A 24,558-nucleotide genomic window follows, 5' to 3' on the forward strand; every position below is an offset into this window, starting at 1 on the left:
AAGCAAGGAGCAAGCAAATGGCTGAAGCTTATGTCTATGACGCCGTGCGCACACCGCGCGGCAAGGGCAAGAAGGATGGCTCGCTGCACGAGGTGCCGGCGGTGCGGCTTGCGGCCAGGACGCTTGAAGCGTTGCGCGACCGCAACGGCCTCGACACTGCAAACGTCGACGACATCATCTTCGGCTGCGTCGATCCGGTCGGCGAAGCCGGCTCCGTCATTCCGCGTGCCGCCGCCTTCGAGGCCGGCTACGATAACAAGGCGCCGGGCATGCAGATCTCGCGCTTCTGCGCCTCAGGCCTCGACGCCATCAATTTCGGCGCCGCCAAGATCGCTCAAGGCGCCGACGAGATCGTCATTGCAGGCGGCGTGGAATCGATGTCGCGCGTCGGCATGGGCGCCTCGGGCGGCGCGTGGTTCATGGACCCGTCCGTCGGCCTGCCCGGCTGGTTCGTGCCGCAAGGCATTTCGGCCGACCTGATCGCCACCAAATACGGTTTTTCGCGCGACGACGTCGATGCCTATGCGGTCGAGAGCCAGAAGCGTGCGGGCAAGGCCTGGGCCGATGGCCGTTTCAAGAACTCCGTCATACCGATCAAGGACCAGAACGGCCTCACCATCCTCGATCATGACGAGCATATGCGGCCGTCGACCGACATGCAGTCGCTGGCTTCGCTCAACCCGTCCTTCGTCATGCCTGGTGAAATGGGCGGCTTCGACGCGGTCGCCGTGCAGAAGCACCCTGAGGTGGAAGAGGTCAACCACGTCCACCATGCCGGCAACTCGTCCGGCATCGTCGATGGCGCGGCCGCCGTACTGCTCGGCTCGAAGAAGGCCGGCAAGACGATGGGCCTGAAGCCACGCGCCCGCATCCGCGCCTTTGCCAACATCGGCTCCGAGCCGGTGCTGATGCTTACCGGTCCGGTCGACGTCACCGAGAAGCTTCTGAAGCGCGCCAAGATGAAGCTGTCGGATATCGACCTGTTCGAGCTTAACGAGGCCTTCGCCTCGGTGGTGCTGCGCTACATGCAGGCATTCGAAATCCCGCACGACAAGATCAACGTCAATGGCGGCGCCATCGCCATGGGCCATCCGCTCGGTGCCACCGGCGCGATGATCCTGGGCACGGTGCTGGACGAGCTCGAGCGCCGCGATTTGAACACCGCTCTGGTGACGCTCTGCATCGGCGCCGGCATGGGCACCGCAACGATTATCGAACGCGTCTGATTTTCGGCCGGAAGGAGAGAGACATGACTTATACAAACTTCACGGTCGACACGGACGCAGACGGCATCGCGATGGTCACCTGGAACATGCCGGACCGCTCGATAAACGTCTTCACCGAAGAGGTGATGAACGAGCTCGACAAGATCATCGACCAGGTGGTGGCCGACGCCGCCATCAAGGGCGCGGTGATCACCTCGGGAAAGGACAGCTTCTCGGGCGGCGCCGACCTGACCATGCTGCAGAAGATGCTGGCCGTATTTGCCAAGGAGAAGACCAAGGACCCGGAGAAGGCGGCACAGCTCCTGTTCGACAATGCCGGCCGCATGGGTGGCTTGTGGCGCAAGCTCGAAACGTCGGGCAAACCTTGGGTCTCGGCGATCAACGGTACCTGCATGGGCGGCGCGTTCGAGCTGTCGCTGGCCTGTCATGGCCGCGTTGCCGCTGACTCCGAAAAGGTCAAGATGGCCTTGCCGGAAGTCAAGGTCGGCATCTTCCCCGGCGCCGGTGGCACCCAACGCGTGCCGCGCCTGACCGACCAGCAGCAGGCGTTGCAGATGCTGACCACCGGCCAGACGCTGTCGCCGCAGAAAGCCAAGGCGATGGGGCTGATCCACGAGATCGCCGAACCCGGCAAGCTGATCGAGACCGCCAAAGCGATGATCAGGAACGGCCTGAAAGCCGTCCAGCCCTGGGACGAGAAGGGCTTCAAGCTGCCTGGCGGCCAAATCTATACGCCGGCCGGCTTCAATCTGTGGCCGCCGGCCATCGCCATCCTGCGCCGCGAGACCTACGGCAATTATCCGGCCGCCGCGGCCATCCTGAAATGCGTCTATGAGGGCCTGCTGGTGCCGTTCGACACCGGTCTGCGGATCGAACAGCGCTATTTCACCGAAATCATGCAGTCGAAGGAAGCAGCAGCGATGATCCGCTCGCTGTTCGTGTCGCTGCAGGAGCTCAACAAGGGCGCCCGCCGCCCGGCCGGCGTGCCGGAGACCAAGTTCAAGAAGATCGGTATTCTCGGCGCCGGCTTCATGGGTGCCGGCATCGCCTTTGTCACCGCCAAGGCCGGCATCCCGGTCGTCCTGCTCGACCGCGACATGGCGTCGGCCGAAAAGGGCAAGGCGCATTCCGACAGCCTGATCTCCGATCAGGTCAAGAAGGGCCGCGCCAAGCCCGAGGAGAAGGACAGACTTCTGTCGCTGATCACGCCGACGGCCGACTATGCCGATCTCGCCGGCTGCGATCTGGTGGTCGAGGCGGTGTTCGAGGATTCGGCCGTCAAGAAGGCTGCCACCGAGCAGGCCGAAGCCGTGCTGAAATCGTCAGCGGTCTTCGCCTCCAACACTTCGACCATCCCGATCACCGCGCTGGCCAAGAATTCGGCGCGGCCGAAGAATTTCGTCGGCATCCACTTCTTCTCGCCGGTCGACAAGATGATGCTGGTCGAGATCATTTTGGGCAAGAAGACCGGCGACAAGGCGCTGGCCACCGCGATCGATTTCGTGCGCGCCATCAAGAAGACGCCGATCGTCGTCAACGACACGCGCGGCTTCTACGTCAACCGCTGCGTGCTGCGCTACATGTCGGAAGCCTACAAGATGCTGATCGAAGGCGTTCCGGCGCCGATGATCGAGAATGCCGCCAAGGCCGCCGGCATGCCGGTCGGCCCGCTGGCGCTGACCGACGAGACGGCGATCGACCTTGCCCAGAAGATCATGAAGCAGACCATCAGGGACCTCGGCGACAAGGCCGTCGACCCCAGGCAGATGGCGTTGATCAACACGCTGGTCGACACCCATGGCCGCTTCGGCCGCAAGAACGGCAAGGGTTTTTACGACTATCCCGCCAAGCCTGCCAAGAAGAAGCTGTGGCGGGGCCTGAAGGATCTCTATCCGCAGCTGGAGGCCGAGAAGGTCGACTATGAGGAACTGCAGCAGCGCCTGCTGGTAACCATTGCGCTGGAAGCGGCCCGGGTGATGGAGGAAGGCATCGTCACCGATCCGCGCGAGGCCGATCTCGGGTCGATCCTCGCCTTTGGTTTCGCGCCATTCACCGGCGGCGCGCTGTCCTATATCGACGGCATCGGCGCCAGGGAGTTCGTCAGAATAGCCAAAGGCCTGCAGAAGAAATACGGCGCCGAGTTCAAGGCGCCAAAGCTGCTGCTCGACCTGGCCGAGAAGGGCGAGACCTTCTACCAGCGCTTCGATCCCTATGCGAAAGGCGAGGTGCAGAAGGCCGCTTGAGCTAGCGCCCCATGTACGTCTGGGGGCGCCTTGCGCGCATGATGGCCACGGCAAGGCGCCGTGGCCTTACGCGGTCGGTAGCGAAAGCCGACTGGCTTTTCGCTGCCTGCCGACCGAGATCGACTTCAACCTCCATCTCAACAACGCCCGCTACATGATGCTCGCCGACCTCGCGCATGACCCCGAAAATCGGAATCGATTTTCGGGGTCATGTGCCAAATCAAAATGCTACAGCGTCCTTGGCGCGTCCAACAGTACGCTTGCCCGCTCCGTTCAACCGCGACCGCCGACCGAGGCCGAGCGGGTTTTCATGAGCTCCGACCAGGGATTGCGCAGCCTTGCCAAGGCAGTTTGAGGCATCCATGACGACTTCGCCGCACACCGCTTTTTAGGGGATCGGGCCGCGCGCCGGTGGACAATCGGATGACCGCGCGTTAGAAGGAAAAGGTATTTTTTCCTGTTTTGAGGAGAGCGAATTGCTCTCGCATGACCGAGTTTGGGCAGCCATCGACGCTCTCGCCGAGCGCTATTCGTTGTCGGCCTCCGGCCTGGCCCGGCGAGCCGGTCTGGACTCCACCGCTTTCAACAAGTCGAAGCGGCTGTCCTCGGATGGGCGACCGCGCTGGCCCTCGACCGAATCGCTGGCCAAGATCATCGAGGCGACAGGCGCTTCGCTCGACGAATTCACCGGACTGGTCGAAGGCCGCGCCAAGACAGCTTCGGGCTCGTTAGCCCCGCAGCGTTCGGCGGTGCCGCTGCTCGGCTTCGCCCAGGCCGGCGCCGGCGGCTTCTTCGATGATGCCGGCTATCCCTCCGGCCAGGGTTGGGACCTTGTCGAGCTTCCGGCGCGGGCAACCGAAACCTCTTATGCGTTGAAGGTGCAGGGTGATTCCATGCTGCCGCTGTACCGCAATGGCGATGTGCTGATCGTCGAGCCCGGGGCCGCTACCCGAAAGGGCGACCGCGTCGTCGTCAAGACCAATGCCGGCGAAGTCATGGCCAAGGTGCTCGACCGCCAGACGACGAAATCGATCGTGCTGATTTCGCTCAACCCCGACCATCCGGACCGCGACATCGCGATGCGCGATGTCGAATGGGTGGCGCGGATCGTCTGGGCAAGCCAGTAGGTCTCGCGGTGCGTCTGCTTCAAATCCTCATAGCCCTCCTGGCGATCCCGGTGATGGTCGCCATTGTCGTCGCCGGCGGTCGCGCGCTGCATCGCGACGGCCCTGCCATTACTGTCGACCAGATCGACCCGGAAACCGAGGCCGTGCCCGAGGAGCCGGCGACGTCGGCGATCCCCGAGGTCCAGCCCGTCAAGCCTCCGATGCACTCGCCTCAGGTGCATTCGAGGGCGATCGATCCCGAGGCCATCGCACCGCCGCCGCTGCCGGTAGAAGAACTTGAACGGGTTGAGCCACGCGAGCCGCTGAGCGACCTGGCGCTGGCCGGACCGCCCAAGCCGCGTGGGCGCAGAGCGGTCGACGACTGGGGAGGAACAAAACTGTTCCAGCCGGTCGCGGCCGCCGCCGGCCTGATCGAAGCCAATGGTTATTCCGTGACGGTCTCCGGCATCGACATCGTCAGGCAAGACGAGACCTGCACCGAGGGCGGCAAGTCCTGGGCTTGCGGTATCAGGGCGCGCACCGCGTTCCGGTCTTTCCTGCGCGGCCGGGCCGTTGCCTGCAAGGTGCCGCCGGAGGCCGACCGTGCGCTGATCGCCGCCGAATGCCGCATCGGCAAGCTGGATGTCGGCCAGTGGCTGGTCGAAAACGGCTGGGCGCGCGCCACGGCAGGCGGCCCCTATGTCGAAGCGGGCGACAAGGCGCGCGCCGCCAAGAAGGGCGTCTTCGGTGCCGCGCCCGATCTTGGCGGCCTGCCACCGGCGCCAACGCCGGTTGCGGCATCGACGGCGTCGCAACCGATCCTCGATGCCCCGGCGATGGACACGCCGCCGGCCGGGACGGAAATTACGCCGCCAGCTGACCAGCCAGCGCCCGCTCAATGAGCGCGCGGGTTTCGGCGATGCCGTAGAGGGCTGCGAACGAACCGAAGCGCGGTCCGCGTTCCTGGCCGATCAGCACCTGGTAGATCATCTGGAAGAAAGCGCCCGAGACACCAGGGCCGCCGTCCGGGCTCTTCTTCGAATGGTCCTGATAGCGTTCGATCTTGCGCGCCACGTTGAGCGAAGCGTTCTGGATCGCTTCGCCGTCGGCGCCGGCCGGCAGGCCAGCAAGCGCGTTGCCAAGCGCTTCCAGCGCCACGCGTTCGACATCGTCGGCCGGCCGGAAGGTCTTCGTCGGCTTCACGAAATCGTCGAAGTAGCGGATGGCGAAACCGACCAGCTGGTCGAGTTCGGGATGCGTCGCTGGCGTCACGCCAGATGCATGGCGCGAGATGAAGCCCCACAGCACATCCTTGTTTTGCGCGTTGGAGGCGCTGACCAGGTTGAGCAGCAGCGAGAACGGCACCGGCATGTCGATGGAAGGCGGCTTGCCGTCATGCATGTGCCAGACCGGATTGCCCAGCCGCTCCTTCCAGTCCTGGCGCGGATAGGCGTTGAGGAAGGTGTAGTACTCGTCGACGGCGCGTGGGATGACGTCGAAATAGAGCTTTTTCGCCTGCCTTGGCCGCTGATACATATAGAGGCCGAGGCTTTCGGTCGGCGCGTAGCGCAGCCATTCGTCGATGGTCAGCCCGTTGCCCTTCGACTTCGAGATCTTCTGGCCGTTCTCGTCCAGGAACAGTTCGTAGACGAAATGCTCGGGCGCGCGCCCGCCGAGAATGTTGCAGATGCGGTCGTAGATCACCGCGTTCGTCTGGTGGTCCTTGCCGAACATTTCGAAATCGACGCCGAGCGCTGCCCAGCGCATGCCGAAATCCGGCTTCCACTGCAGCTTGACCTTCCCGCCGGTCACCGAAAGCGTGGTCTCGGTGCCCTCATCGTCGAAGGTGATGTTGCCGGCCTTGGCGTCGACATGCTTCATCGGCACGTAGAGCACGCGCCCGCTCTTCGGCGAGATCGGCAGGAACGGGCTGTAGGTTGCCTGCCGCTCCGGCCCCAGCGTCGGCAGCATCACCGCCATGATCTGCTCATAGCGCTCGGCGGCGCGCACCAGCATCGCATCGAAGCGGCCGGCCTTGTAGTACTGCGTGGCGCTGGCGAATTCGTAGTCGAAGCCGAACGTGTCGAGGAAGCGGCACAGCATCGCGTTGTTGTGGTCGCCAAAGCTCGGATAGTCGCCGCCGAACGGATTGGGCACCGCCGACAGGGGCATATGCAGATAGGGCTCGAGCGCTGCGCGATCCGGCACATTGTCGGGGATTTTGCGCATGCCGTCCATATCGTCGGAGAAGCAGAGCAGCTTGGTCTTGACCTTGTTCCCGGTCAGCACGTGAAAGGCATGGCGCACCATCGAGGTGCGCGCGACCTCGCCGAACGTGCCGATATGCGGCAGGCCCGACGGGCCGTAGCCGGTCTCGAACAGGACGATCTCCGGGAAGTCGCCGCCCTTGTAGCGCTCGATGATCTTTTTGGCTTCCTCGAACGGCCAGGCCTTGCTTTCGGCGGCTGCCGCAAGCATTTCGGGGTTGAGATCGGCGATGTTTGATCCCGTCATGTCAAAGTTCCAGTCATGGCCGGCTTTCGCGGCTGGTAAGATTTTTCAACCGGGTCTCTAGGCGCGACAGGGCGGAGCGTCAACGATATCAGGCGTTTTCGTTGCGACGGCGCCGTGGCGTCCCTACCTTCGACCCTCACTATCAAGGAGTTTTGAATGCCGTTGCCGTCCACCCATGAAGCCCTGATCTACCTGATGGTCATCACCTCGGCTTCCGATCGCGACATGACCGATATCGAACTGGCGCGCATCGGCGACGTCGTCCGCAGCTGGCCGGTGTTCGAGGATTTCAAGCAGGACAGGCTGATCGCCATTGCGCAGGACTGCCAGAAGATGCTGCATGAAAAGGATGGGTTGGAAGGCGTGCTCGAGCGTGTCGCCGAGACTTTGCCCGAACGGCTGCACGACACCGCCTATGCCGCGGCCTTCGAGGTTGCCGCCGTCGATCTAGAAATGCGCATGGAGGAATTGCGGGTGCTGCAGTTGATCCGGCGTGAGCTCGATCTCGACACGCTGACCGCCGCAGCCATCGCGCGCGGGGCGAAGGCCCGCCTGCGCACGCTGACCTGATCCAGCCCCTAAAGGAAGCTGACCGGGACCGGATCAGAAAAAGCTGACCGGGAACCGGATCAGAAGAAACTGACCGGGAAATAGCGCAGGTAGAATTCGGCGAAGGTGCCTTTCACCGATATCTCCTGCAGCGCGTAGTCCATGGCTGCGGCCAGCGCTGGGTCGCTGGCCCGGGTGGCAATGGTCATGCCGGACCCCAGATATTCCGGCGCCAGGTAGGGTCCACCGGCGAAGCGGCAGCAACCGGCGGCGTCCGTGCCGCCCAGCCAGAAGGAAAAGCGCATGCCGTCGCCGAAGGCGGCATCGATCTTGGCGCTCTTCAAGTCGCTGTAGAGGTCTTCCGGCCGTTGAAAGCGGATGATCTGCACGGTGCCGAAATAATCGCGCAGCATCTTTTCATGCGCCGAGCCGGCCAGCACGCCGACCCGCTTCGAGCGCAATTTGTCGAGGATCGGCTCGGCGAAGGCCTTGGTCTTCGGCATGATGAAGCGCGCCGGAAACTGTAGATAGGAGCGCGAAAAGCTGTACTTCGCCCGCGTCTCCGGCGTTGCGGCGATGCCGGCGATGATCGCCTCGCCTTCGCCCTTCTGCAACGCGTCGTCGAGTTCGGCCCAGGGCAGCGCCTGGATCTGGCATTTGTCGGCGATGTCGAGTTCGGCGCAAATCGCCCGCGCCAGGTCGATGTGGAAGCCGGACAGTCGGCCCGTGCCGTCGAGAAAATTGAAGGGCGGGAAATCGGTTGTGGTGAGGAACCTGAGCCTCGGCAGCGCCGCAAGGTCCGGCTTCGGCAGCCGCTCCTTGGCATCCCAAAGCACCGGCACCTGCGGTTCCGCTGCCCGCACAGCGCCGGCAAACGGCTGCACTCCGATCAGCATCGACAGCAAGGCGATGGTTATCCAGCGTGATGTCACAAAAAACTCCGCCCGTCTTGGCCGTTGGCTTGTGATACGAAAACGGCGCAGGCACAATTGTTTTTGATTTCAAAGGGCAAATTTCGGGTTATGCTTTGGCGAGGTTGCAAATAGCCGCACAGAGTCGGCCCGGGGTTGGCGGTCGCTGGCGTTAGAAAAGCTAAGGATGTGGCTTTGCAATCCGGGGTTGATGGCTAAGTGCGGGGCAGGCACGTAGCATCGGTCTCAAGAGCGGTAGGCAACATGGGGTAGATGTTGCGATGGGTTATTTTGACCGGACACTTGAATATATTGACCGGGTGCAGCGTGCCGACACGTCGGCTGCGGTGTGCGAGCAGCTACTTAGTGTCACCTCGAATTTCGGATTGACGGCCCTGATAGCCGCAACGGTGCCGCAGCCCGGTACACCAAGCAGCCAGACGAAGGACCATGTGCTGCTCTGCGATTGGCCTAGCGAATGGCTGGAGCGTTACTTATCGCGCAACTACGTCGACCACGATCCGGTCGTCAGCCATTTGAAGCAGTTTCGGGCGCCATTCCAATGGCGCGATGCCGTTCAAAGCATGCCCGCCGACAAGAGCAGCGCCGAGGTAATGCGCGACGCCCGCCAGTTCAAGCTGCGTGACGGCCTCGCCTTCCCGCTGATCACGCTCGAAGGCCAGATCGCGCTGGTCTCGCTGGGCGGTGAGGCGGTCGAACTGTCCGAAGCCGAATTCGCAATGGTCTCGCTGGCCTCCACCTATGCCATCGGCCGCGCCATGCAGCTTCAAACGACGGCCGGCAAATCTATCGATCACATTGAATTGACGCCGCGCGAGCGCGAATGCCTGCAATGGGCGGCGGTCGGAAAATCCGAGTGGGAGATTTCGCAGATCCTCGGCATCTCGGAGCATACCTCTGAGAAACACCTTCTCAACGCCAAGAGCAAACTAGGCGCCGCCAACCGTGTGCAGGCAGTCGCCGAAGCAGTCAGGCACGGCTATATCAGCTAGGCCGGTTCTGGCGGCCCGAAATTTATGGCCGCATTGTTGGCGTCATATCTTCAGAAAAGACCGGCCCCTGTCGTCCTCTTGAGACGGCTAATGCTTTCTTAACGCCAAAAGCAGACTCGGCGTCGCCAACAGGGTGCACGCCATCGCGGAGGCGTTTAGACGCAGCTATATTAGCCATGTCGGCTGTGGCAGCCTGGAAATCCTTGCCAACACCTTCGCGCAATTTTTTCGGGAAAGCCCGGCCGTATCTTCCTCTTAAGCCCAGGAGACGGCTAATGCTATTTTCCCTTACCACTCAACAACTGATGGAACGTCCCGACCTATGGGAGGCCGTCCATCGCCTGCGTTACAAGGTCTTCGTCGATGAGATGCGGTGGACCGATCTCGATCGCCCGGACGGCCTCGAAATCGATCAATTCGACCATGATGAGGCCGAACACCACCTTGTCATACGCAATGGCGAGCTTGCAGGCTATCATCGGATGCTGCCGACCACACGGCCGCATCTCCTTAGCGATGTGATGCCGGAACTCTGCGAGGGAAAGCGCCCTTCGGGACCGAATGTCTGGGAGCTAACCCGTTACGCGGTGGCGCCAGGCTTTCGCGATGGCAAGCGCGGCGTGTCTACGGTCGGCACCGAACTGATCGCCGGCTTCGTCGAATGGGGCCTTGCTCGCAATGTCGATCAGGTCATTATCGAGGTCGAGCCGGTGTGGGTGCTGCGGACGCTGCAGTTGCACTTCCTGGCGACGCCGCTCGGGTACCAGCGCACCTATGGCAACCAGCAGGTCGTCGCCACACTGCTGACCTTCAACGAGCATACGCTGGATGTCGTGCGTTCGCGCCGCAATCATCACGCCCCGGTGTTGGCCAGGGGCACCCCCCACATGCTCGGCATGCGGCAGGCGTCGTGAGACTGTCTTCACCCGACGCGCTTTAATGCATGTCGCTCAAAGTGGCCCCGGTTTTGAGAGAACGACATGCATGAAACAAAGACCTAAAGCGCGTCGCGTGAATCCGTTCAAATGCGATGCGCTTTAGACAATGGCCACAGAGCCCACCTCCGTGTGGGGGTGGGCTCTGTAATTTCAGCCTCTGCCTATCGAGGCCAGTCTCTACTTCTCGAGAAACGACGGCCCTTCGCCGACGATCTTTTTGTCTTCCTTGCCGATGGCGTCGAGATCGCGCCCATCATAGGGCAGTGACAACAGGATGCGCCGCATGACGGCCAGCCGCGAGCGTCGCTTGTCATTGGCCCGCACGATGATCCAGGGCGCGAACTGCTTGTGCGTGCGCTCGACCATCTGGTCGCGCGCCTTGGTGTAGTCGTCCCATTTGGTGATGCCGGCAATATCGATCGGCGAGAACTTCCAGTTCTTCAGCGGAGACCAGCGGCGGTCGTGAAACCGTTCGAGCTGGGTTTCGCGGCCGATGTTGAGCCAGAATTTGAAGAAATAGATGCCGTCGTTGGAGATCATCCGCTCGAAATGCGGCGTCTCGTCGAGGAATTTTGCATGCTGTTCCGGTGTGCAGAAGCCCATCACCGGCTCGACGCCGCCGCGGTTGTACCAGGACCGGTCGAAGGTGACGAATTCGCCCGATGTCGGGAAATGGGCGACGTAGCGCTGGTAGTACCATTGCCCGACTTCGGTTGGGGTCGGCTTGGTCAGCGCCACATTGCGCGCGGTTCGAGGATTGAGATACTGGCGCAGCACCGAGATGGTGCCGCCCTTGCCGGCGGCATCGCGCCCCTCGAACAGCGACATCAGTCTGCTGCCGGTCGCCTGCAGCCAGGCCTGCGCCTTGACCAGTTCGATCTGCAGCCGCTCCAGCGTCTCGTCATACTCCTCGGTCTTCATTTTCTTGTCGTAGGGGTAGTCGCCTGCGGTCAGTTTGTGGTCCTCGATCCAGCTGGGAAGCTCGGGGTTTTCGATGTCGAACTCCCGCTCCTTGCCGTCCACCTTGATCTTCAGCGGCCCCTCTGCCGGCTCTGCGGCGGGACTTTCCTTGGCTTTTTTCATCGAGACGAACCTTTCCAGCTTGCGGACTCATGCTATGGGGGGCCTCAAACCCGGTCCAGCGGAAGTTTCGGCGGGACCGGCGCAGAAGCACGGAAAGCACGAATGGCTGACACCGGCGCAGAGCGGACAACCACGGGGCAGGCCGTCGCCGGCCGGCTGTGGAACAGCCGATGGCTGCTTGCCGCCGGTGCGATCGCCATCATGGCCGTTTATGGTTTTGCCGGTATCTCCGCCTATGTCGTCCTGGCTGCGTTGACGGTGCTGCTGGCCGCCGCGCTTCTGCCAACCGGAGGCGCCAGCCGGTCTGCTGAGATCATTGCCACGATCGAGGCGAGCGGGCTGCAGCGGCTTTCCGGCGAATATCTTGCGGCTGCCGTTGCCGATCCGCTGATCATCTTCGACCGCACCGCCACCATCGTCCACGCCAATGCCGCCGCCTTTGCCGCCTTTGTCGGTATCGCGCCCGGCCTGTCGCTGTCGCTAAAATTCCGCGCGCCGGAAATGCAGGCCTTGCTCGACGGCGTGCTGTCGGGAACCGTCGCCTCCGATGCCGTCGACTACACCGAGAAGCTGCCGGTTGAACGGGCCTACCGGGTCAGCGCGTCCTCGGTCGGCCACGCCACCGATCTCTATGTGCTGGTATTCAAGGACCAGAGTGAGACGCGCCGCATCGACCGCATGCGCGCTGACTTCATAGCCAATGCCAGCCACGAGTTGCGCACCCCGCTTGCTTCAATCTCGGGCTTCATCGAGACGTTGCGCGGCCCGGCCCGCAACGATCCGGCGGCGCGCGAGCAGTTCCTGCAGATCATGCAGAACCAGACCGGCCGCATGGCGCGCCTCATCGACGATCTCCTGTCGCTGTCGAGGCTTGAAATGAAGCCTTACCTGAGGCCGGGAACCGAGGTCGATCTGCGCCAGACCATCGACAGCGTCATCGATTCACTAGGCCCGCTCGCCAGCGAGAACGGCGTCGTCATCGAACGCGACTACGCCGAGGGGCCGCTCGACGTGCCCGGAGACCGCGACGAGCTGTTCCAGGTGTTCGAGAATCTCTTGGAAAACGCCTGCAAATACGGCCAGCCTGGCGGACGCGTCACGGTGTCGATCGCGCGGGGCGAGGCCGGCCCGGAACCGGGCATCGATGTAACCATCAGGGACTATGGCCCGGGCATCCCGGAAGAGCACATACCGCGCATTACCGAGCGCTTCTATCGCGTCGACGTGGAGAGCAGCCGCACCCAGAAAGGCACCGGTCTTGGCCTGTCCATCGTCAAGCATATTCTGACGCGCCACAACGCCCGGCTTTCGATCAAGTCGGAAGTTGGCAAGGGCGCGGCGTTCACGGTCCATTTGCCGGCAGGCTGAGGCGGTACTATCTGCTTACTGCCTGTTTCTTCTTTCTGTCATCCGGCTAGCGTATCAGCACAGGGTCGAGGAAAACGACTCAAAAGGCCAAAGATTTAAGGAAGGCATTTCGCCCATGCAGTCCGTACACATTGTCAGCGCCTATGACGAAGAGCTGAAATACCTGGCGAAGCGCATCGCTGCGATGGGCGGCCATGCCGAGCGCATGGTCGAGCAGGCGATCCAGGCGCTGGTCAATGCCGATCCCGGCCTCGCCCAGAAGGTCATTCGTGACGACATCGTGCTTGACGATGGCCAGCGCGAAATCGACGACAAAGCCATCGTCATCATCGCCAAGCGCCAGCCCATGGCGACGGATCTGCGCGAGATCGTCGGCGCCATCCGCATTTCGGCCGACCTCGAACGGGTCGGTGACCTCGCCAAGAACGTCGCCAAGCGTGTGGTCAGCGTCATTGACGGCCGCCAGCCGACCAGCCTGTTTCGCGGCCTCGAGGCGCTTGCCGAACTCGCTTTGACCCAGCTCAAGGAAGTGCTCGACGTCTATGCCTCGCGCTCGGTCGAGAAAATAGGCTTCGTTCGCGACCGCGACGACCAGATCGACGCCATGTACACCTCGCTGTTTCGCGAGCTTTTGACCTACATGATGGAAGATCCGCGCAACATCACGCCGTGCACGCATCTGCTGTTTTGCGCCAAGAACATCGAGCGCATCGGCGACCACGCCACCAACATTGCCGAGACGATCTACTACATCGTCACCGGCGAGCAGTTGCCGGCCGAGCGTCCAAAGGGCGACAAGACCGACAAGGTTGCCCTTCCGGCGCTGCCGGTGAAGTGATCGCGCTCCCCTCGAACGCTTAATCATATTGCGCTAAACTACCTGGATGTTAGCGTCTCGGTTCCTGGCCAAGGCCAGGCGCTCAGGAGGCTGCGATGGAATATGTCCGAGAGTTCAAGCCGGCACCGGCATCGTCCGGCATCATCGCGTCGAGCGTCTACACCGCCGGCAAGCGCATCGCCGACATTCCGATCGAAGAAGCCGGCGAATGGGCCAAGAAGTCGGGCCATGTCGTCTGGATCGGGCTGCTCGAACCCGACCGCGAGCTTCTGCTGCGCGTCAAGGCGCAATTCCATTTGCATGAGCTGGCGATTGAAGACGCCGAACATCCGCACCAGCGGCCGAAGATCGAGCAATATGGCGATGCGCTGTTCATCGTTGCCCGCACTGCACAGCTGATCGACGGACGCGTCACCTTCGGCGAGACGCATCTGTTCGTCGGCTCAGGCTATATCGTCAGCGTCAGGCATGGTCCCTCGACCTCATACGCCGCCGTGCGCCAGCACTGGGAAAGCTGTCCGCACTCACTGGCCAAGGGCGAGGATTTCGTCCTCTACGCCATCCTCGACTTCATCGTCGACAACTACATGCCGGTGCTAGAGCAGATCGAGGACGAGGTCGAGGCGATCGAGGACAGGGTGCTGCTGAAGCCGATGACCGGTCCCGACATCGAGCGGCTCTATATGCTGCGCCGCGATCTGTTGCGCCTGCGCAATGCGGCGCTGCCGCTGGTCGAGGTCTGCCGCCGGCTGACCAGCGCCGAACTGCCGCAGATCCATACCGCAATGCATCCGCTGTTTCGCGATGTCACCGACCATATCCGCACCGTGCAGGAAAAGATCGACAGCCTGCGCGAGGTTCTGGCGTTCGCTTTCGAAGCCAGCCTGCTGGTCGGCCAGAGCCAGGAAACCGCGAACACCAAGAAGCTGGCCTCATGGGCGGCGATCCTGGCGGTGCCGACGGCGCTCGCCGGCATTTACGGCATGAATTTCGACGACATGCCGGAACTGAAGATGCAATACGGCTATCCCGTCGTATTGGTCTCGATCGCGCTGATCTGCTCGTTTTTGTATTGGCGATTTCGGAAGAGTGGGTGGTTGTGAGGGCAGGCAGTAGGCAGTAGGCAGTAGGCAGTAGGCAGAATAAGGTAGCGCCTCACGAGCGCTACCCCATTCCCTACTGCCCAGTCCCCAATCCCTAACTACCGGCTCCTGCGCCGCTCTGAAGCCGGCTGGAACGCCACCCTTGCGTGGTACTTGCAGTAAGGTCCGGTTTCAGCCGCCTCGTTGCCGCAGAAGTTGAAGTCTTCCGACAGCGGATCGCCATTCGGCCATTTGCAGGTGCGCTCGGTGAGATCGGTGAGCTGCAGATGCCGCGAGATCGGCACGACGACGTTTTCGACCGGGCGGATGTAGTGGCGCGCCACTGGCTCGGCGTCGAACTGCGCCTGCAGCGCGTTCGCCCCGATCGACGTCGTGACATGGCGCTGCGTGGTTGCGGCGCGAGGCACCGATTTCTGGATCGAAGATCCCTGCGTTGTCTTCTTCTGACGCGCCGGCGTCGCGGTCGAGCGTCCGCGGCCCGACAGCTTCAGCCGGTGCACCTTGCCGATGACCGCGTTGCGGCTGACCCCGCCGAGTTGTGCGGCGATCTGGCTTGCGCTCAAGCCCTCCGACCACAGTTTCCTGAGAAGTTCGACCCGCTCGTCAGTCCAGTTCATGAGACCGCGCTCCTGCTAAGTGTGCGGCAGCCGGAATCCATTCCCGACCCGGCAATCTTTGCCGGGGCAGACACCACATATATTAGGTGATTAGGTCCGCCGCACGAAATCTAGTTATTTCCCGACTACAATTACCTCATGTGTTGACTCGGTGACAAGAGTCCCAGGTGCAACACGAATCGGTTTTTTAGGTTTTCCCCAACTTGCCCGGTCGCTTATGAGCCGGTGTCTCGTCGGGAGCTTGCCGCGCGCCTCTGCGCGACGTTTTCGTTGACTTCATGGCCGAAAAACACGATAAGCCGCAAAGGCCGCCGCTTTGGCGGCTTTTTTGATTTTTCCGGTACCGGAGACGCATATAATGAGCGGTTCGGCGCTTTACGAGACCTTTGCCCGCGCCCCTTTGGCCTTCGACCATGGCGAAGGCACCTGGCTGGTTACCGACAAGGGCGAGCGATATCTCGATTTCGCTGGCGGCATCGCGGTCAATTCGTTGGGCCACAGCCATCCGCATCTGGTCTCGGCGCTGACCGAACAGGCGGCCAAGCTCTGGCACGTCTCCAATCTCTACGAGATCCCGGGGCAGGCCCGGCTCGGCGAGCGGCTGGCTGACGCCACCTTCGCCGACAAGGTGTTCTTCACCAATTCCGGCGCCGAGGCGCTCGAATGCGCGATCAAGACGGCGCGGCGCTACCAGTTCGTCAAGGGCCATCCCGAGCGCTTCCGGGTCATTACCTTCGAAGGCGCCTTCCACGGCCGCACGCTGGCGACCATCGCCGCCGGCGGCCAGTACAAATATCTCGAAGGCTTCGGCCCCAAGGTCGAAGGCTTCGACCAGGTCGGCTTCGACGACATCGACGCCGCCGAGAAGGCGATCACACCAGAGACCGCCGCGATCCTGATCGAACCGGTACAGGGCGAGGGCGGCATCCGCCCGGTGCCGACGCAATCCTTGAAGCGGCTGCGGCAGCTCTGCGACCAGCATGGCCTGCTGCTGATCTTCGATGAGGTCCAGTGCGGTATCGGTCGCACCGGAAAGCTGTTCGCGCATGAATGGACCGGCGTGACGCCCGACATCATGGCGATTGCCAAGGGCATTGGCGGCGGCTTCCCGATGGGCGCGTGCCTCGCCACCGACGACGCTGTCGTCGGCATGACGGCAGGCGTGCATGGCACCACTTTCGGCGGCAATCCGCTGGCCATGGCGGTCGGCAACGCTGTGCTCGACGTCGTGCTGGAAGACGGCTTCCTCGAAGACGTCCAGCGCAAGGCATTGCTGATGAAGCAGGGCCTGGCGGCGGTCGCCGACGAATTTCCTGATGTCATCGAAGGCATCAGGGGCAGCGGCCTGATGCTTGGCCTGAAATGCGCCATGCCCAACACCAAGCTCAACATGGCGCTGCGCGACCAGCATCTGCTGGCGGTGCCGGCCGGCGACAACGTCATTCGTCTGCTGCCGCCGCTGACCGTCACCGACGCCGAGATCGGCGAAGCGCTCGATCGCATCCGCGCCGGCGCCAAGGGCCTGACCGACGCCATCGCCGCGGCCGCCGCGAAGTAATCCCGAGAACCATTCCCGATGAGCCTTCGCCATTTCACCGATCTTTCCGCCGTTTCCGAAGGCGATCTGCGCCTGATGCTGGACGATGCGGTGGTGCGCAAGGCGCGCCTCAAGGCCGGCGAACGGACCAAACCGCTCGAAGGCAAGGTGCTGGCCATGATCTTCGACAAGCCGTCGACGCGCACGCGCGTGTCCTTCGACGTCGGCATGCGACAGCTCGGCGGCGAGACCATCATGCTGACCGGCACCGAAATGCAGCTCGGCCGTTCCGAGACCATTGCCGACACCGCCAAGGTGCTGTCGCGCTATGTCGACGCCATCATGATCCGCACCACGTCGCATGAGCGGCTGCTCGAGCTGACCGAGAATGCCACGATTCCGGTCATCAACGGGCTGACCGACGACACCCATCCCTGTCAGCTGATGGCCGACATCATGACCTTCGAGGAGCATCGCGGTCCGGTTGCCGGCAAGACCATCGCCTGGACCGGCGACGGCAACAACGTGCTGCATTCGCTGCTCGAAGCTTCGGCGCGGTTCCGCTTCAACCTGAACGTCGCAGTGCCGGAAGGCAGCGAGCCGGCGCAAAAGCATATCGACTGGTCGAAGAGCAATGGCGGCAAGCTGCACTTCACCCGCTCGCCCGAGGAAGCCGTCGACCAAGCCGACTGCATCGTCACCGACTGCTGGGTGTCGATGGGCCAGGAACACCGCGCCCGCGGCCACAATGTCTTCTCGCCCTATCAGGTCAATGCGGCGCTGATGGCGAGGGCCAAGCCCGACGCCCTGTTCATGCACTGCCTGCCGGCGCATCGCGGCGAGGAAGTCACCGACGAGGTCATCGACGGTCCGCATTCGGTTGTCTTCGACGAAGCCGAGAACCGGCTCCACGCCCAGAAGGCGGTTTTGGCCTGGTGTCTGGGCGCTTGATCTCCAGGCGCTTGATCTCCAAGCGCTTGATCCGGGGCGGCGCGATGCCTATTTGCGCCCCATCACGCAAATCAAGCGCGTTTGGACGCATGCACCCCTCCGGGCCGCATGGCCGCGCCCTGGAGCTTTGTCATGTTGGAAACGCATCAAGTGACTGAACATCACCCCAGACTCGGCGAGTTCGGCTATGCCGGCGACGATCATGTCGTACCCTTCGAGGTCGGCCCGCTCGACGTGCGCGGCCGCACCGTGCAACTCGGGCCGATGCTCGACGCCATCCTCAACCGTCACGACTATCCCGAGCCGGTCGCCCGCCTGCTCGCGGAAGCCTGTGTGCTGACGGTGCTGCTCGGCACCTCGCTCAAATTCGAAGGCAAGTTCATCCTGCAGACCCGCACCGACGGCCCGGTCGACATGCTGGTCGCGGATTTCTCCACGCCTTCGGCATTGCGCGCCTATGCGCGTTTCGACGCCGACCGGCTGGAGGCCCTGGTGGCCGCAGGCCAGACCTCGCAGCAGACGCTGCTGGGCAGCGGCGTTTTGGCGCTGACCATCGACCAGGGCGCGCACACGCAGCGCTATCAGGGCATCGTCCAGCTCGACGGCGAGACGCTGGAGGACGCCGCGCGCACCTATTTCCGCCAGTCGGAGCAGATCCCGACCGACCTCAGGCTGTCGGTGGCCAAGCTGCTGACGCCAGGTCCCGGCGGCGCTCGTGAGCAGTGGCGCGCCGGCGGCATCCTGGCGCAGTTCCTGCCGCAGTCACCCGAGCGCATGCGCGTGCCCGACATTTCGGGCGGCGACGGCGATCCGCGTGACGTGACGCAGGAGCCGGCCGACAATTCGTGGCGCGAGCTGGTGGCGCTGCTCGGCACCATCGAGCCGACCGAGCTGATCGACCCGACCATCGGCGCCGAGCGGCTGCTCTACAGGCTGTTCCACGAACATGGCGTGCGCGTCTTCGGCGGCGTGCCGGTCGCCGACCAATGTTCCTGCTCAAGGGACAAGATACGCGGCATCCTCGAGGGGTTTTCCGCGCAGGAGATCAAGGACAGCACCGAAGATGGCGGCATCCACGTCGCCTGCGAGTTCTGCTCGAAGCAGTACGACTTCGACCCGGCGGAGTTTGCAACTCAGTAGCATCTCTTCCTTCGCCCCGTTCACGGGGAGAAGGTGCCCGAAGGGCGGATGAGGGGCAGCGCGAACTTTGGTGAATGGCCGCGCATAGCCTACGTCATGTGCGTGGAAGATAACCTCATGAGTCCGGCGGCGCCCCTCGTTGCACTGCCGGGCATTTCTCCCCGTATAGAGATGGGGAGAAAACCCCTAATTCACCGTCCGCCGCGTCCCCGGCAGATCCAGCGAAAACGCGGGAATAGCGACGTCGAACGTCTCGCCCTTTTTGTTGCGCATGGTGTAGTGGCCGACCATGAAGCCGGAGGGCGTCGAGAGCGGGCAGCCTGACGTGTATTGATAGCTGTCGCCGGGATTGAGCTCAGGCTGGTCGCCGACCACGCCGGCGCCGCGCACTTCCTCGATCCGGCCGCTGCCGTCGGTGATGTGCCAGTAACGCGACATAAGCTGCACGAAATCGTCCGACTGGTTGTCGATCGTCACCTGGTAGCCCCAGACATAACGGTTCTCCGCCGGGTCCGAGCGGTCCTCCAGGTAGAACGGTCTGACCTGCACTTCGATGTTGCGCGTGACGGCGCGATACATGGGCTGCTCCGGTTGCGCGGCAAGGAACATTTGTCGCGCTATGCGGTTTGATACGCGCACAACGGCATGTCCTGCCAGCCTCAAAGCGGAGGTGCCGACAAACAATGTCATTTAAGTGACACATGACAGTGTTGGTGTGGGCAAACCTTGCCGGCGACTCAAGGCCCATCTGTCGACTGACAAAGCAGCCGCGAGCGGCCTTTCCGGAGTGACCAGATCTCATGGAACTAGCTCTCACAGCCGCCTTCGCTTCCTCCGCTTTGCTTCTTTCCAATCTCGCCAGCATCCTGCTTGCTTCGTCGAAACTGCAAGCGCGTCGCCTTATCCCTCCGCCGTCCGACGAGCAGCCACCGGTCTCGATCGTCGTACCGTCGCGCGGCGTGGAGCCGTTCACACAAGAGACGCTGCAGCGAGCCTTCTCGCTCGACTGGCCGCGCTACGAACTGATCTTCTGCGTCGCTCACGCCGACGATCCCGTCGTCAAACTGATAAACAGGGCGATCGTCCTGTTTCCCAACGTGCCGGCCCGGCTGCTGATCGGCGACGACCGCGTCAGCAGCAACCCGAAGCTCAACAACTGCGTCAAGGGCTGGGAAGCGGCGCGCTATCATTGGGTTATTCTGGCGGATTCCAACGTGCTGATGCCAAGGGATTACGTCCAGCACCTGATGGCGGCCTGGCGGACCAATACCGGGCTTATCTGCTCGACGCCGATCGGCTCTCGGCCGGATGGCTTTTGGGCCGAGGTCGAATGCGCGTTCCTCAACACGCTGCAGGCGCGCTGGCAATATGCCGGCGAGGCGCTCGGTCTCGGCTTTGCCCAAGGCAAGAGCATGCTGTGGAACAAGCCGATGCTCGATACCAGTGGCGGTATCCGTGCGCTGGCCGCCGAGATCGCCGAGGATGCTGCTGCAACCAAGCTGGTCAACGGACTGGGCCTGCGCGTCAATCTCGTTGCCTCGCCTTTCGATCAACCACTGGGGCAGCGCCGACTTGCCGACATCTGGTCGCGTCAGGCGCGCTGGGCGCGGTTGCGCCGCGTCACTTTCCCGCTGTTTTTCGCACCCGAGATCCTGACCGGCGTCGCCGTGCCGTTGGCGTTGGCGCTGGTGGCGGCAGCAAGTGCCGGCGTCAGCCTGCCGGCCACGGTGTTGGCCGTGCTGGCGGCGGCCTACATTCCCGAATGCGCGCTGGCCGCGGCCAAGGGCTGGCACCTGTCGCTGCGCATGGTCCCGGCGATGATGGTCCGCGACATGATGCTTCCCGCCATCTGGGCGCGCGGCTGGCTGAGCGGCGCCGTCGATTGGCGCGGCAACACCATGATCATCGGCACCAAGGCAGCCGAGCTGGAAGAGGCTTCGTCGGGAGCGTGACGCCTCGCGGCCTACCCGGCTGCCTTCAGTGCCTGCGCAACGTCCTCCAGCAGATCGTCCGTATCCTCAAGACCGACCGACAGCCTGAGCGTTCCCGGCCCGATGCCAAGCTCGGCGCGAGCTTCGTCGCTGAGGTTCTTGTGCGTGGTGGTCGCCGGATGGGTGATCAGGCTCTTGGCGTCGCCGAGATTGTTGGAGATCAGCACGATGTCGAGCGCGTTCTGCAAGGCGAAGGCCGCCTGCTTGCCGCCCTTCACGTCGAGGCAGATCAGCGTCGATCCGCCCGTCATCTGCTTCTTGACGATGTCGGCCTGCGGGTGGTCGGCGCGGCCGGGATAGATGACGCGGGCGATTTCCGGCCGTCCTGCCAGGAAATCCGCGATCTTGGCCGCGCTTTCCGTCTGCTGGCGCACCCGAACCGGCAGCGTCTCCAGGCCCTTGAGCAGCGTCCAGGCGTTGAACGGCGACAGGCTCGGGCCGGTGTGGCGGAAATAGTCGTGCAAATTCTCGTCGATCCATTTCTTGTCCGACAGGATGATGCCGCCGAGACAGCGTCCCTGGCCGTCAATGTGCTTGGTCGCGGAGTAGACGACGATATGGGCGCCGAGCTGCAAGGGCTTCTGCTGCAAGGGCGTGGCAAAGACATTGTCGACGATCAGCCTGGCGCCGATCGAGGTGGCGAGCGCCGCCACCGCTGCGATGTCGACCACTTCCAGCGTCGGATTGGTCGGGCTTTCCAGGAAGAACAGTTTCGTGTTCGGCCGCACCGCCTTTTCCCAGTTGGCGATGTCGGTGCCGTCGACCAGCGTTGCCTCGATGCCGTATTTCGGCGCCAGCGTCTCCACCACCCAGCGGCAGGAGCCGAACAGCGCGCGCGCCGCAACGATATGGTCGCCGGCCTTGGCGCTGCACAGGAGCGCTGCCGTCACCGCCGCCATGCCGGACGCCGTGGCGCGCGCATCTTCGGCACCCTCCAGCGCGCACATGCGCTTTTCGAACATGTCGACGGTAGGGTTGGCATAGCGCGAATAGATGAAGCCCGGCTCCTCGCCCTTGAAACGGGCCTCGGCAGCCTGCGCCGTCTCGTAGACATAGCCTTGGGTGAGGTACATCGCTTCGGACGTCTCGCCGAACTGGGAACGCAGCGTTCCCCCGTGCACGAGTGCGGTCTGAGGTTTCCAGTTACGCTTCTTGGTGCTCATCGCTTTTGTTCCAGACACAAAAAAACCGGCCGCGAAAGTCGCAACCGGTCCATATGGCCTTGCGGCCCGACGGTCCTTTAGCGACTTGTTTAACGTGGCTGCAAGCCGACCGGCCAAATCACCACGGGATAACGACCCTTTAGACCTCACCTGCGCTTGCGTCAATTGCCGGCTTCATTAAGAGGTTTGTACCAGGCAGGTTCCGCAATAATATCCAGCGGTTTTGCGGCAAGAACCTGCCACAAAGAGACCGACCTTGGAGCGGAGCCAGCCTTTTGCGGCAGACAGGCATTCTTCCCGATCAGGACATTTCCGCGCTGTTTCAGTCCGGCGCGCTGAAGTCGCCGCGCGCGCTCGATGTCGACCAGGTGCAGCCGGCGAGCCTCGATCTCAGGCTCGGCGACAAGGCTTTTCGCGTGCGCGCCTCCTTCCTGCCGGGTCCCGATCATCTGGTGGCCGACAAGCTTCACCGGCTGAAATTGCACGAATTCAGTCTCGCCGAGGGCGCGGTGCTGGAAACCGGCTGCGTCTACATCGTGCCGCTGCTCGAACGCCTGGCGCTGCCCGCAAACGTGTCGGCCTCGGCCAACCCGAAGAGCTCGACCGGCCGGCTCGACATCTTCACCCGGGTGATGACCGATCGCGGCCATGAGTTCGACAAGATCGCCCCCGGCTATCACGGGCCGCTTTATCTCGAAGTCAGTCCGCGCACCTTCCCGATCGTCGTACGCGCCGGATCGAGGCTGTCGCAGATCCGCTTTCGCACCGGCAACGCGCTGTTGTCGGAGGCAGAACTGAACGAATTGCACCGGGCCGAGATGCTGGTGGCGACCGAGCCGCCCAACATTTCCGGCGGCGGCATTGCGCTGTCGATCGATCTTGACGGCGACCAGAACGGCCTGGTCGGCTATCGCGGCAAGCATCACACCGGCTTGGTCGATGTCGACAAGCGCGCCGCCCAGGATGCCGTCGATTTCTGGGAGCCGCTCTATAAGAGCGGCGCCGGCGAACTGGTGCTCGACCCGGACGAGTTCTACATCCTGGTCAGCCGCGAAGCCGTGCACGTGCCGCCGCTCTACGCCGCCGAGATGACGCCCTTCGATCCGCTGGTTGGCGAATTCCGTGTTCACTATGCCGGCTTCTTCGATCCGGGCTTCGGCCATTCGGCCTCAGGCGGCACCGGCAGCCGGGCGGTGCTCGAAGTGCGCAGCCACGAAGTGCCGTTCATCCTCGACCACGGCCAGATCGTCGGCCGGCTGGTCTACGAACACATGCTGAAGCGGCCGCAGGCGCTTTACGGCACCGATCTCGGCTCGAATTACCAGGCGCAAGGCCTCAAGCTCTCCAAGCATTTCCGCCCCGCCGGCTGAACCTTCGATCACCGTCAGGCAAAATACTTGCCTGCGCTGCCTCACCATGCTTGGCTGCCTTTCGGTGGCCGGCAAGAGAACGGCGCGCAAGGGGAACCAAAATGCAGATTTCAAGATGGATCATATCGGCAGCGGGCGCTGCCATGCTGGTGATATCGGCCGGCTCGCTGGCTGAGGCGCAGGAGAAATTGAAGATCGGCACCGAGGGCGCTTATCCGCCCTTCAACACCATCACCGCGGACGGCAAGATCGAGGGCTTCGACATCGACATTGCCAATGCGCTGTGTGCGCAGATGAAGGTCGAGTGCGAGATCGTCACCCAGGACTGGGACGGCATCATCCCGGCGCTGCAGGCGAAAAAGTTCGACGCCATCATCGCCTCGATGAGCATCACCGAGGAGCGCAAGAAACAGGTCGCCTTCACCAACAAATACTACACGACGCCGCTGGCGCTGGTGGCGCCCAAGGACAGCGACCTCACTTCCACCGAACCGGCAGCCCTTGCCGGCAAGACGGTGGGCGCGCAGGCCTCGACCACCCAGGCCGACTATGCGCAGGACGCCTATGGCAAGGCCGGCGCCGAGGCGAAACTCTACCCCACCCAGGAAGAGGCGATCACCGACTTGCAGAACGGCCGTCTCGACGCCGTCATCTCCGACAAGTTCGTGCTGATGGACTGGCTGAAGAAGGCGAGCGAAGGCTGCTGCAAGCTTGTCGGCGACGTCAAGGGCACCGAGACGCAAGCCGGCATCGCTGTCCGCCTGGAAGACACGGCGCTACGCGACAAGCTGAATGCGGCGATAGACGCCATCGTCGCCGACGGCACTTACAAGAAGATCCAGGCCAAGTATTTCGACTTCGATATTTATTGACGGTGGGCGCTGCCAATCTCCCCCC

At 63.0% G+C, this 24,558-nt stretch carries 22 protein-coding genes, 1 pseudogene and 1 riboswitch; of the genes and pseudogenes, 17 read left to right on the forward strand and 6 right to left on the reverse strand.

Annotation, left to right across the window (positions count from 1 at the left end; translation table 11 throughout):
* The first annotated feature begins 17 nt into the window (after window positions 1-17).
* The 5 genes and pseudogenes from AC3EMP_RS07970 to AC3EMP_RS07990 all read left to right on the forward strand — a co-directional run bounded on the left by AC3EMP_RS07970 (window position 18) and on the right by AC3EMP_RS07990 (window position 5,477).
* Window positions 18-1,226, forward strand: a complete 1,209-nt coding sequence (locus tag AC3EMP_RS07970; protein ID WP_023669613.1) for an acetyl-CoA C-acetyltransferase — start codon at window positions 18-20, stop codon at window positions 1,224-1,226.
* Between the two features lie 23 nt (window positions 1,227-1,249).
* On the forward strand, window positions 1,250-3,469 hold the full coding sequence (locus tag AC3EMP_RS07975) for a 3-hydroxyacyl-CoA dehydrogenase NAD-binding domain-containing protein (RefSeq protein WP_023696701.1): 2,220 nt from the start codon (window positions 1,250-1,252) through the stop codon (window positions 3,467-3,469).
* An 11-nt stretch (window positions 3,470-3,480) separates the two neighbouring features.
* A pseudogene (locus tag AC3EMP_RS07980) lies at window positions 3,481-3,638 on the forward strand (thioesterase family protein); the annotation flags it as partial.
* A 307-nt stretch (window positions 3,639-3,945) separates the two neighbouring features.
* The gene (locus AC3EMP_RS07985) at window positions 3,946-4,596 is read left to right on the forward strand and encodes a S24 family peptidase (RefSeq protein WP_023715330.1); all 651 of its coding nucleotides are present in this window, start codon (window positions 3,946-3,948) and stop codon (window positions 4,594-4,596) included.
* Between the two features lie 8 nt (window positions 4,597-4,604).
* Window positions 4,605-5,477 (forward strand): thermonuclease family protein, encoded by an 873-nt coding sequence (locus AC3EMP_RS07990; protein WP_352710378.1) that lies wholly within the window; start codon window positions 4,605-4,607, stop codon window positions 5,475-5,477.
* Here the strand turns inward: AC3EMP_RS07990 and AC3EMP_RS07995 are convergent.
* Entirely contained in the window at window positions 5,440-7,089 is a 1,650-nt protein-coding gene (locus AC3EMP_RS07995; RefSeq protein ID WP_023732412.1) for a lysine--tRNA ligase, read from the reverse strand. The two genes, AC3EMP_RS07990 and AC3EMP_RS07995, sit on opposite strands and share 38 nt — an antisense overlap.
* A 156-nt stretch (window positions 7,090-7,245) precedes the next feature.
* Here AC3EMP_RS07995 and AC3EMP_RS08000 point away from each other — a divergent pair, with 156 nt between their 5' ends.
* Window positions 7,246-7,659 carry a tellurite resistance TerB family protein gene (locus tag AC3EMP_RS08000; RefSeq protein WP_023688697.1) on the forward strand — a complete coding sequence of 138 codons (414 nt, stop codon included), beginning with the start codon at window positions 7,246-7,248 and terminating at the stop codon, window positions 7,657-7,659.
* Window positions 7,660-7,718: 59 nt separating this feature from the next.
* On the opposite strand, the gene AC3EMP_RS08005 is transcribed toward AC3EMP_RS08000, so the two are convergent.
* Window positions 7,719-8,534, reverse strand: a complete 816-nt coding sequence (locus tag AC3EMP_RS08005) for an ABC transporter substrate-binding protein (protein ID WP_050586840.1) — start codon at window positions 8,532-8,534, stop codon at window positions 7,719-7,721.
* 296 nt (window positions 8,535-8,830) lie between these two features.
* Between AC3EMP_RS08005 and AC3EMP_RS08010 the strand changes: the two genes are divergently transcribed.
* Complete coding sequence (locus tag AC3EMP_RS08010) at window positions 8,831-9,562, forward strand: helix-turn-helix transcriptional regulator (protein ID WP_023669621.1); 732 nt, start codon at window positions 8,831-8,833, stop codon at window positions 9,560-9,562.
* A 275-nt stretch (window positions 9,563-9,837) separates the two neighbouring features.
* Window positions 9,838-10,476: an acyl-homoserine-lactone synthase gene (locus AC3EMP_RS08015; RefSeq protein WP_023681954.1), complete on the forward strand. Its 639-nt coding sequence runs from the start codon at window positions 9,838-9,840 to the stop codon at window positions 10,474-10,476.
* Window positions 10,477-10,677: 201 nt separating this feature from the next.
* On the opposite strand, the gene ppk2 is transcribed toward AC3EMP_RS08015, so the two are convergent.
* Window positions 10,678-11,583 (reverse strand): polyphosphate kinase 2, encoded by a 906-nt coding sequence (gene ppk2 / locus AC3EMP_RS08020; protein ID WP_023711408.1) that lies wholly within the window; start codon window positions 11,581-11,583, stop codon window positions 10,678-10,680.
* A 102-nt stretch (window positions 11,584-11,685) separates the two neighbouring features.
* Between ppk2 and AC3EMP_RS08025 the strand changes: the two genes are divergently transcribed.
* The 3 genes from AC3EMP_RS08025 (at window position 11,686) to AC3EMP_RS08035 (ending at window position 14,892) form a co-directional block, all read left to right on the forward strand.
* On the forward strand, window positions 11,686-12,951 hold the full coding sequence (locus tag AC3EMP_RS08025) for an ATP-binding protein (RefSeq protein WP_352710380.1): 1,266 nt from the start codon (window positions 11,686-11,688) through the stop codon (window positions 12,949-12,951).
* A 115-nt stretch (window positions 12,952-13,066) separates the two neighbouring features.
* Complete coding sequence (gene phoU, locus AC3EMP_RS08030) at window positions 13,067-13,789, forward strand: phosphate signaling complex protein PhoU (RefSeq protein ID WP_023692535.1); 723 nt, start codon at window positions 13,067-13,069, stop codon at window positions 13,787-13,789.
* A 95-nt stretch (window positions 13,790-13,884) separates the two neighbouring features.
* The gene (locus AC3EMP_RS08035; protein ID WP_023692534.1) at window positions 13,885-14,892 is read left to right on the forward strand and encodes a magnesium and cobalt transport protein CorA; all 1,008 of its coding nucleotides are present in this window, start codon (window positions 13,885-13,887) and stop codon (window positions 14,890-14,892) included.
* Window positions 14,893-14,990: 98 nt separating this feature from the next.
* Here the strand turns inward: AC3EMP_RS08035 and AC3EMP_RS08040 are convergent, their stop codons facing one another.
* Window positions 14,991-15,509, reverse strand: a complete 519-nt coding sequence (locus AC3EMP_RS08040; protein WP_023669627.1) for a GcrA family cell cycle regulator — start codon at window positions 15,507-15,509, stop codon at window positions 14,991-14,993.
* A 358-nt stretch (window positions 15,510-15,867) separates the two neighbouring features.
* On the opposite strand from AC3EMP_RS08040, the gene AC3EMP_RS08045 reads away from it, so the two are divergent.
* The 3 genes from AC3EMP_RS08045 to AC3EMP_RS08055 all read left to right on the forward strand — a co-directional run bounded on the left by AC3EMP_RS08045 (window position 15,868) and on the right by AC3EMP_RS08055 (window position 19,137).
* Complete coding sequence (locus tag AC3EMP_RS08045; protein WP_352710382.1) at window positions 15,868-17,067, forward strand: aspartate aminotransferase family protein; 1,200 nt, start codon at window positions 15,868-15,870, stop codon at window positions 17,065-17,067.
* A gap of 18 nt (window positions 17,068-17,085) precedes the next feature.
* Window positions 17,086-17,997 (forward strand): ornithine carbamoyltransferase, encoded by a 912-nt coding sequence (gene argF / locus AC3EMP_RS08050; RefSeq protein ID WP_023669629.1) that lies wholly within the window; start codon window positions 17,086-17,088, stop codon window positions 17,995-17,997.
* A 108-nt stretch (window positions 17,998-18,105) separates the two neighbouring features.
* The gene (locus tag AC3EMP_RS08055) at window positions 18,106-19,137 is read left to right on the forward strand and encodes an Hsp33 family molecular chaperone (protein WP_031261895.1); all 1,032 of its coding nucleotides are present in this window, start codon (window positions 18,106-18,108) and stop codon (window positions 19,135-19,137) included.
* Window positions 19,138-19,323: 186 nt separating this feature from the next.
* On the opposite strand, the gene apaG is transcribed toward AC3EMP_RS08055, so the two are convergent.
* A complete protein-coding gene (apaG, locus tag AC3EMP_RS08060) occupies window positions 19,324-19,716 on the reverse strand; it encodes a Co2+/Mg2+ efflux protein ApaG (RefSeq protein WP_023681948.1) in 393 nt (130 codons plus the stop codon).
* A 221-nt stretch (window positions 19,717-19,937) separates the two neighbouring features.
* On the opposite strand from apaG, the gene AC3EMP_RS08065 reads away from it, so the two are divergent.
* Window positions 19,938-21,089: a ceramide glucosyltransferase gene (locus tag AC3EMP_RS08065; protein ID WP_023703438.1), complete on the forward strand. Its 1,152-nt coding sequence runs from the start codon at window positions 19,938-19,940 to the stop codon at window positions 21,087-21,089.
* 11 nt (window positions 21,090-21,100) lie between these two features.
* On the opposite strand, the gene AC3EMP_RS08070 is transcribed toward AC3EMP_RS08065, so the two are convergent.
* Window positions 21,101-22,291, reverse strand: coding sequence for an O-succinylhomoserine sulfhydrylase (locus tag AC3EMP_RS08070; RefSeq protein WP_023669633.1), 1,191 nt, complete (start codon window positions 22,289-22,291; stop codon window positions 21,101-21,103).
* Between the two features lie 57 nt (window positions 22,292-22,348).
* A riboswitch (SAM riboswitch) is annotated at window positions 22,349-22,426 on the reverse strand.
* Between the two features lie 140 nt (window positions 22,427-22,566).
* Between AC3EMP_RS08070 and AC3EMP_RS08075 the strand changes: the two genes are divergently transcribed.
* Window positions 22,567-23,661, forward strand: a complete 1,095-nt coding sequence (locus AC3EMP_RS08075; RefSeq protein ID WP_023669634.1) for a 2'-deoxycytidine 5'-triphosphate deaminase — start codon at window positions 22,567-22,569, stop codon at window positions 23,659-23,661.
* A gap of 101 nt (window positions 23,662-23,762) precedes the next feature.
* Entirely contained in the window at window positions 23,763-24,533 is a 771-nt protein-coding gene (locus tag AC3EMP_RS08080) for an ABC transporter substrate-binding protein (RefSeq protein ID WP_023669635.1), read from the forward strand.
* Window positions 24,534-24,558: the final 25 nt, after the last annotated feature.

The organism is Mesorhizobium sp. P160219 (assembly GCF_057786095.1).

Bases quoted from the DNA above. Each gene is read 5' to 3' on its own strand.
- AC3EMP_RS08015 (WP_023681954.1), top strand. From the start codon at position 9,838: ATGCTATTTTCCCTTACCACTCAACAACTGATGGAACGTCCCGACCTA.
- AC3EMP_RS08045 (WP_352710382.1), top strand. From the start codon at position 15,868: ATGAGCGGTTCGGCGCTTTACGAGACCTTTGCCCGCGCCCCTTTGGCC.
- AC3EMP_RS08025 (WP_352710380.1), top strand. From the start codon at position 11,686: ATGGCTGACACCGGCGCAGAGCGGACAACCACGGGGCAGGCCGTCGCC.
- AC3EMP_RS08055 (WP_031261895.1), top strand. From the start codon at position 18,106: ATGGCCGCGCCCTGGAGCTTTGTCATGTTGGAAACGCATCAAGTGACT.
- ppk2 (WP_023711408.1), bottom strand. From the start codon at position 11,583: ATGAAAAAAGCCAAGGAAAGTCCCGCCGCAGAGCCGGCAGAGGGGCCG.
- AC3EMP_RS07975 (WP_023696701.1), top strand. From the start codon at position 1,250: ATGACTTATACAAACTTCACGGTCGACACGGACGCAGACGGCATCGCG.
- AC3EMP_RS08070 (WP_023669633.1), bottom strand. From the start codon at position 22,291: ATGAGCACCAAGAAGCGTAACTGGAAACCTCAGACCGCACTCGTGCAC.
- AC3EMP_RS08035 (WP_023692534.1), top strand. From the start codon at position 13,885: ATGGAATATGTCCGAGAGTTCAAGCCGGCACCGGCATCGTCCGGCATC.
- AC3EMP_RS08000 (WP_023688697.1), top strand. From the start codon at position 7,246: ATGCCGTTGCCGTCCACCCATGAAGCCCTGATCTACCTGATGGTCATC.
- phoU (WP_023692535.1), top strand. From the start codon at position 13,067: ATGCAGTCCGTACACATTGTCAGCGCCTATGACGAAGAGCTGAAATAC.
- AC3EMP_RS08065 (WP_023703438.1), top strand. From the start codon at position 19,938: ATGGAACTAGCTCTCACAGCCGCCTTCGCTTCCTCCGCTTTGCTTCTT.
- AC3EMP_RS07995 (WP_023732412.1), bottom strand. From the start codon at position 7,089: ATGACGGGATCAAACATCGCCGATCTCAACCCCGAAATGCTTGCGGCA.
- AC3EMP_RS08080 (WP_023669635.1), top strand. From the start codon at position 23,763: ATGCAGATTTCAAGATGGATCATATCGGCAGCGGGCGCTGCCATGCTG.
- AC3EMP_RS08010 (WP_023669621.1), top strand. From the start codon at position 8,831: ATGGGTTATTTTGACCGGACACTTGAATATATTGACCGGGTGCAGCGT.
- AC3EMP_RS07970 (WP_023669613.1), top strand. From the start codon at position 18: ATGGCTGAAGCTTATGTCTATGACGCCGTGCGCACACCGCGCGGCAAG.
- AC3EMP_RS08005 (WP_050586840.1), bottom strand. From the start codon at position 8,534: ATGCTGATCGGAGTGCAGCCGTTTGCCGGCGCTGTGCGGGCAGCGGAA.
- AC3EMP_RS08040 (WP_023669627.1), bottom strand. From the start codon at position 15,509: ATGAACTGGACTGACGAGCGGGTCGAACTTCTCAGGAAACTGTGGTCG.
- argF (WP_023669629.1), top strand. From the start codon at position 17,086: ATGAGCCTTCGCCATTTCACCGATCTTTCCGCCGTTTCCGAAGGCGAT.
- apaG (WP_023681948.1), bottom strand. From the start codon at position 19,716: ATGTATCGCGCCGTCACGCGCAACATCGAAGTGCAGGTCAGACCGTTC.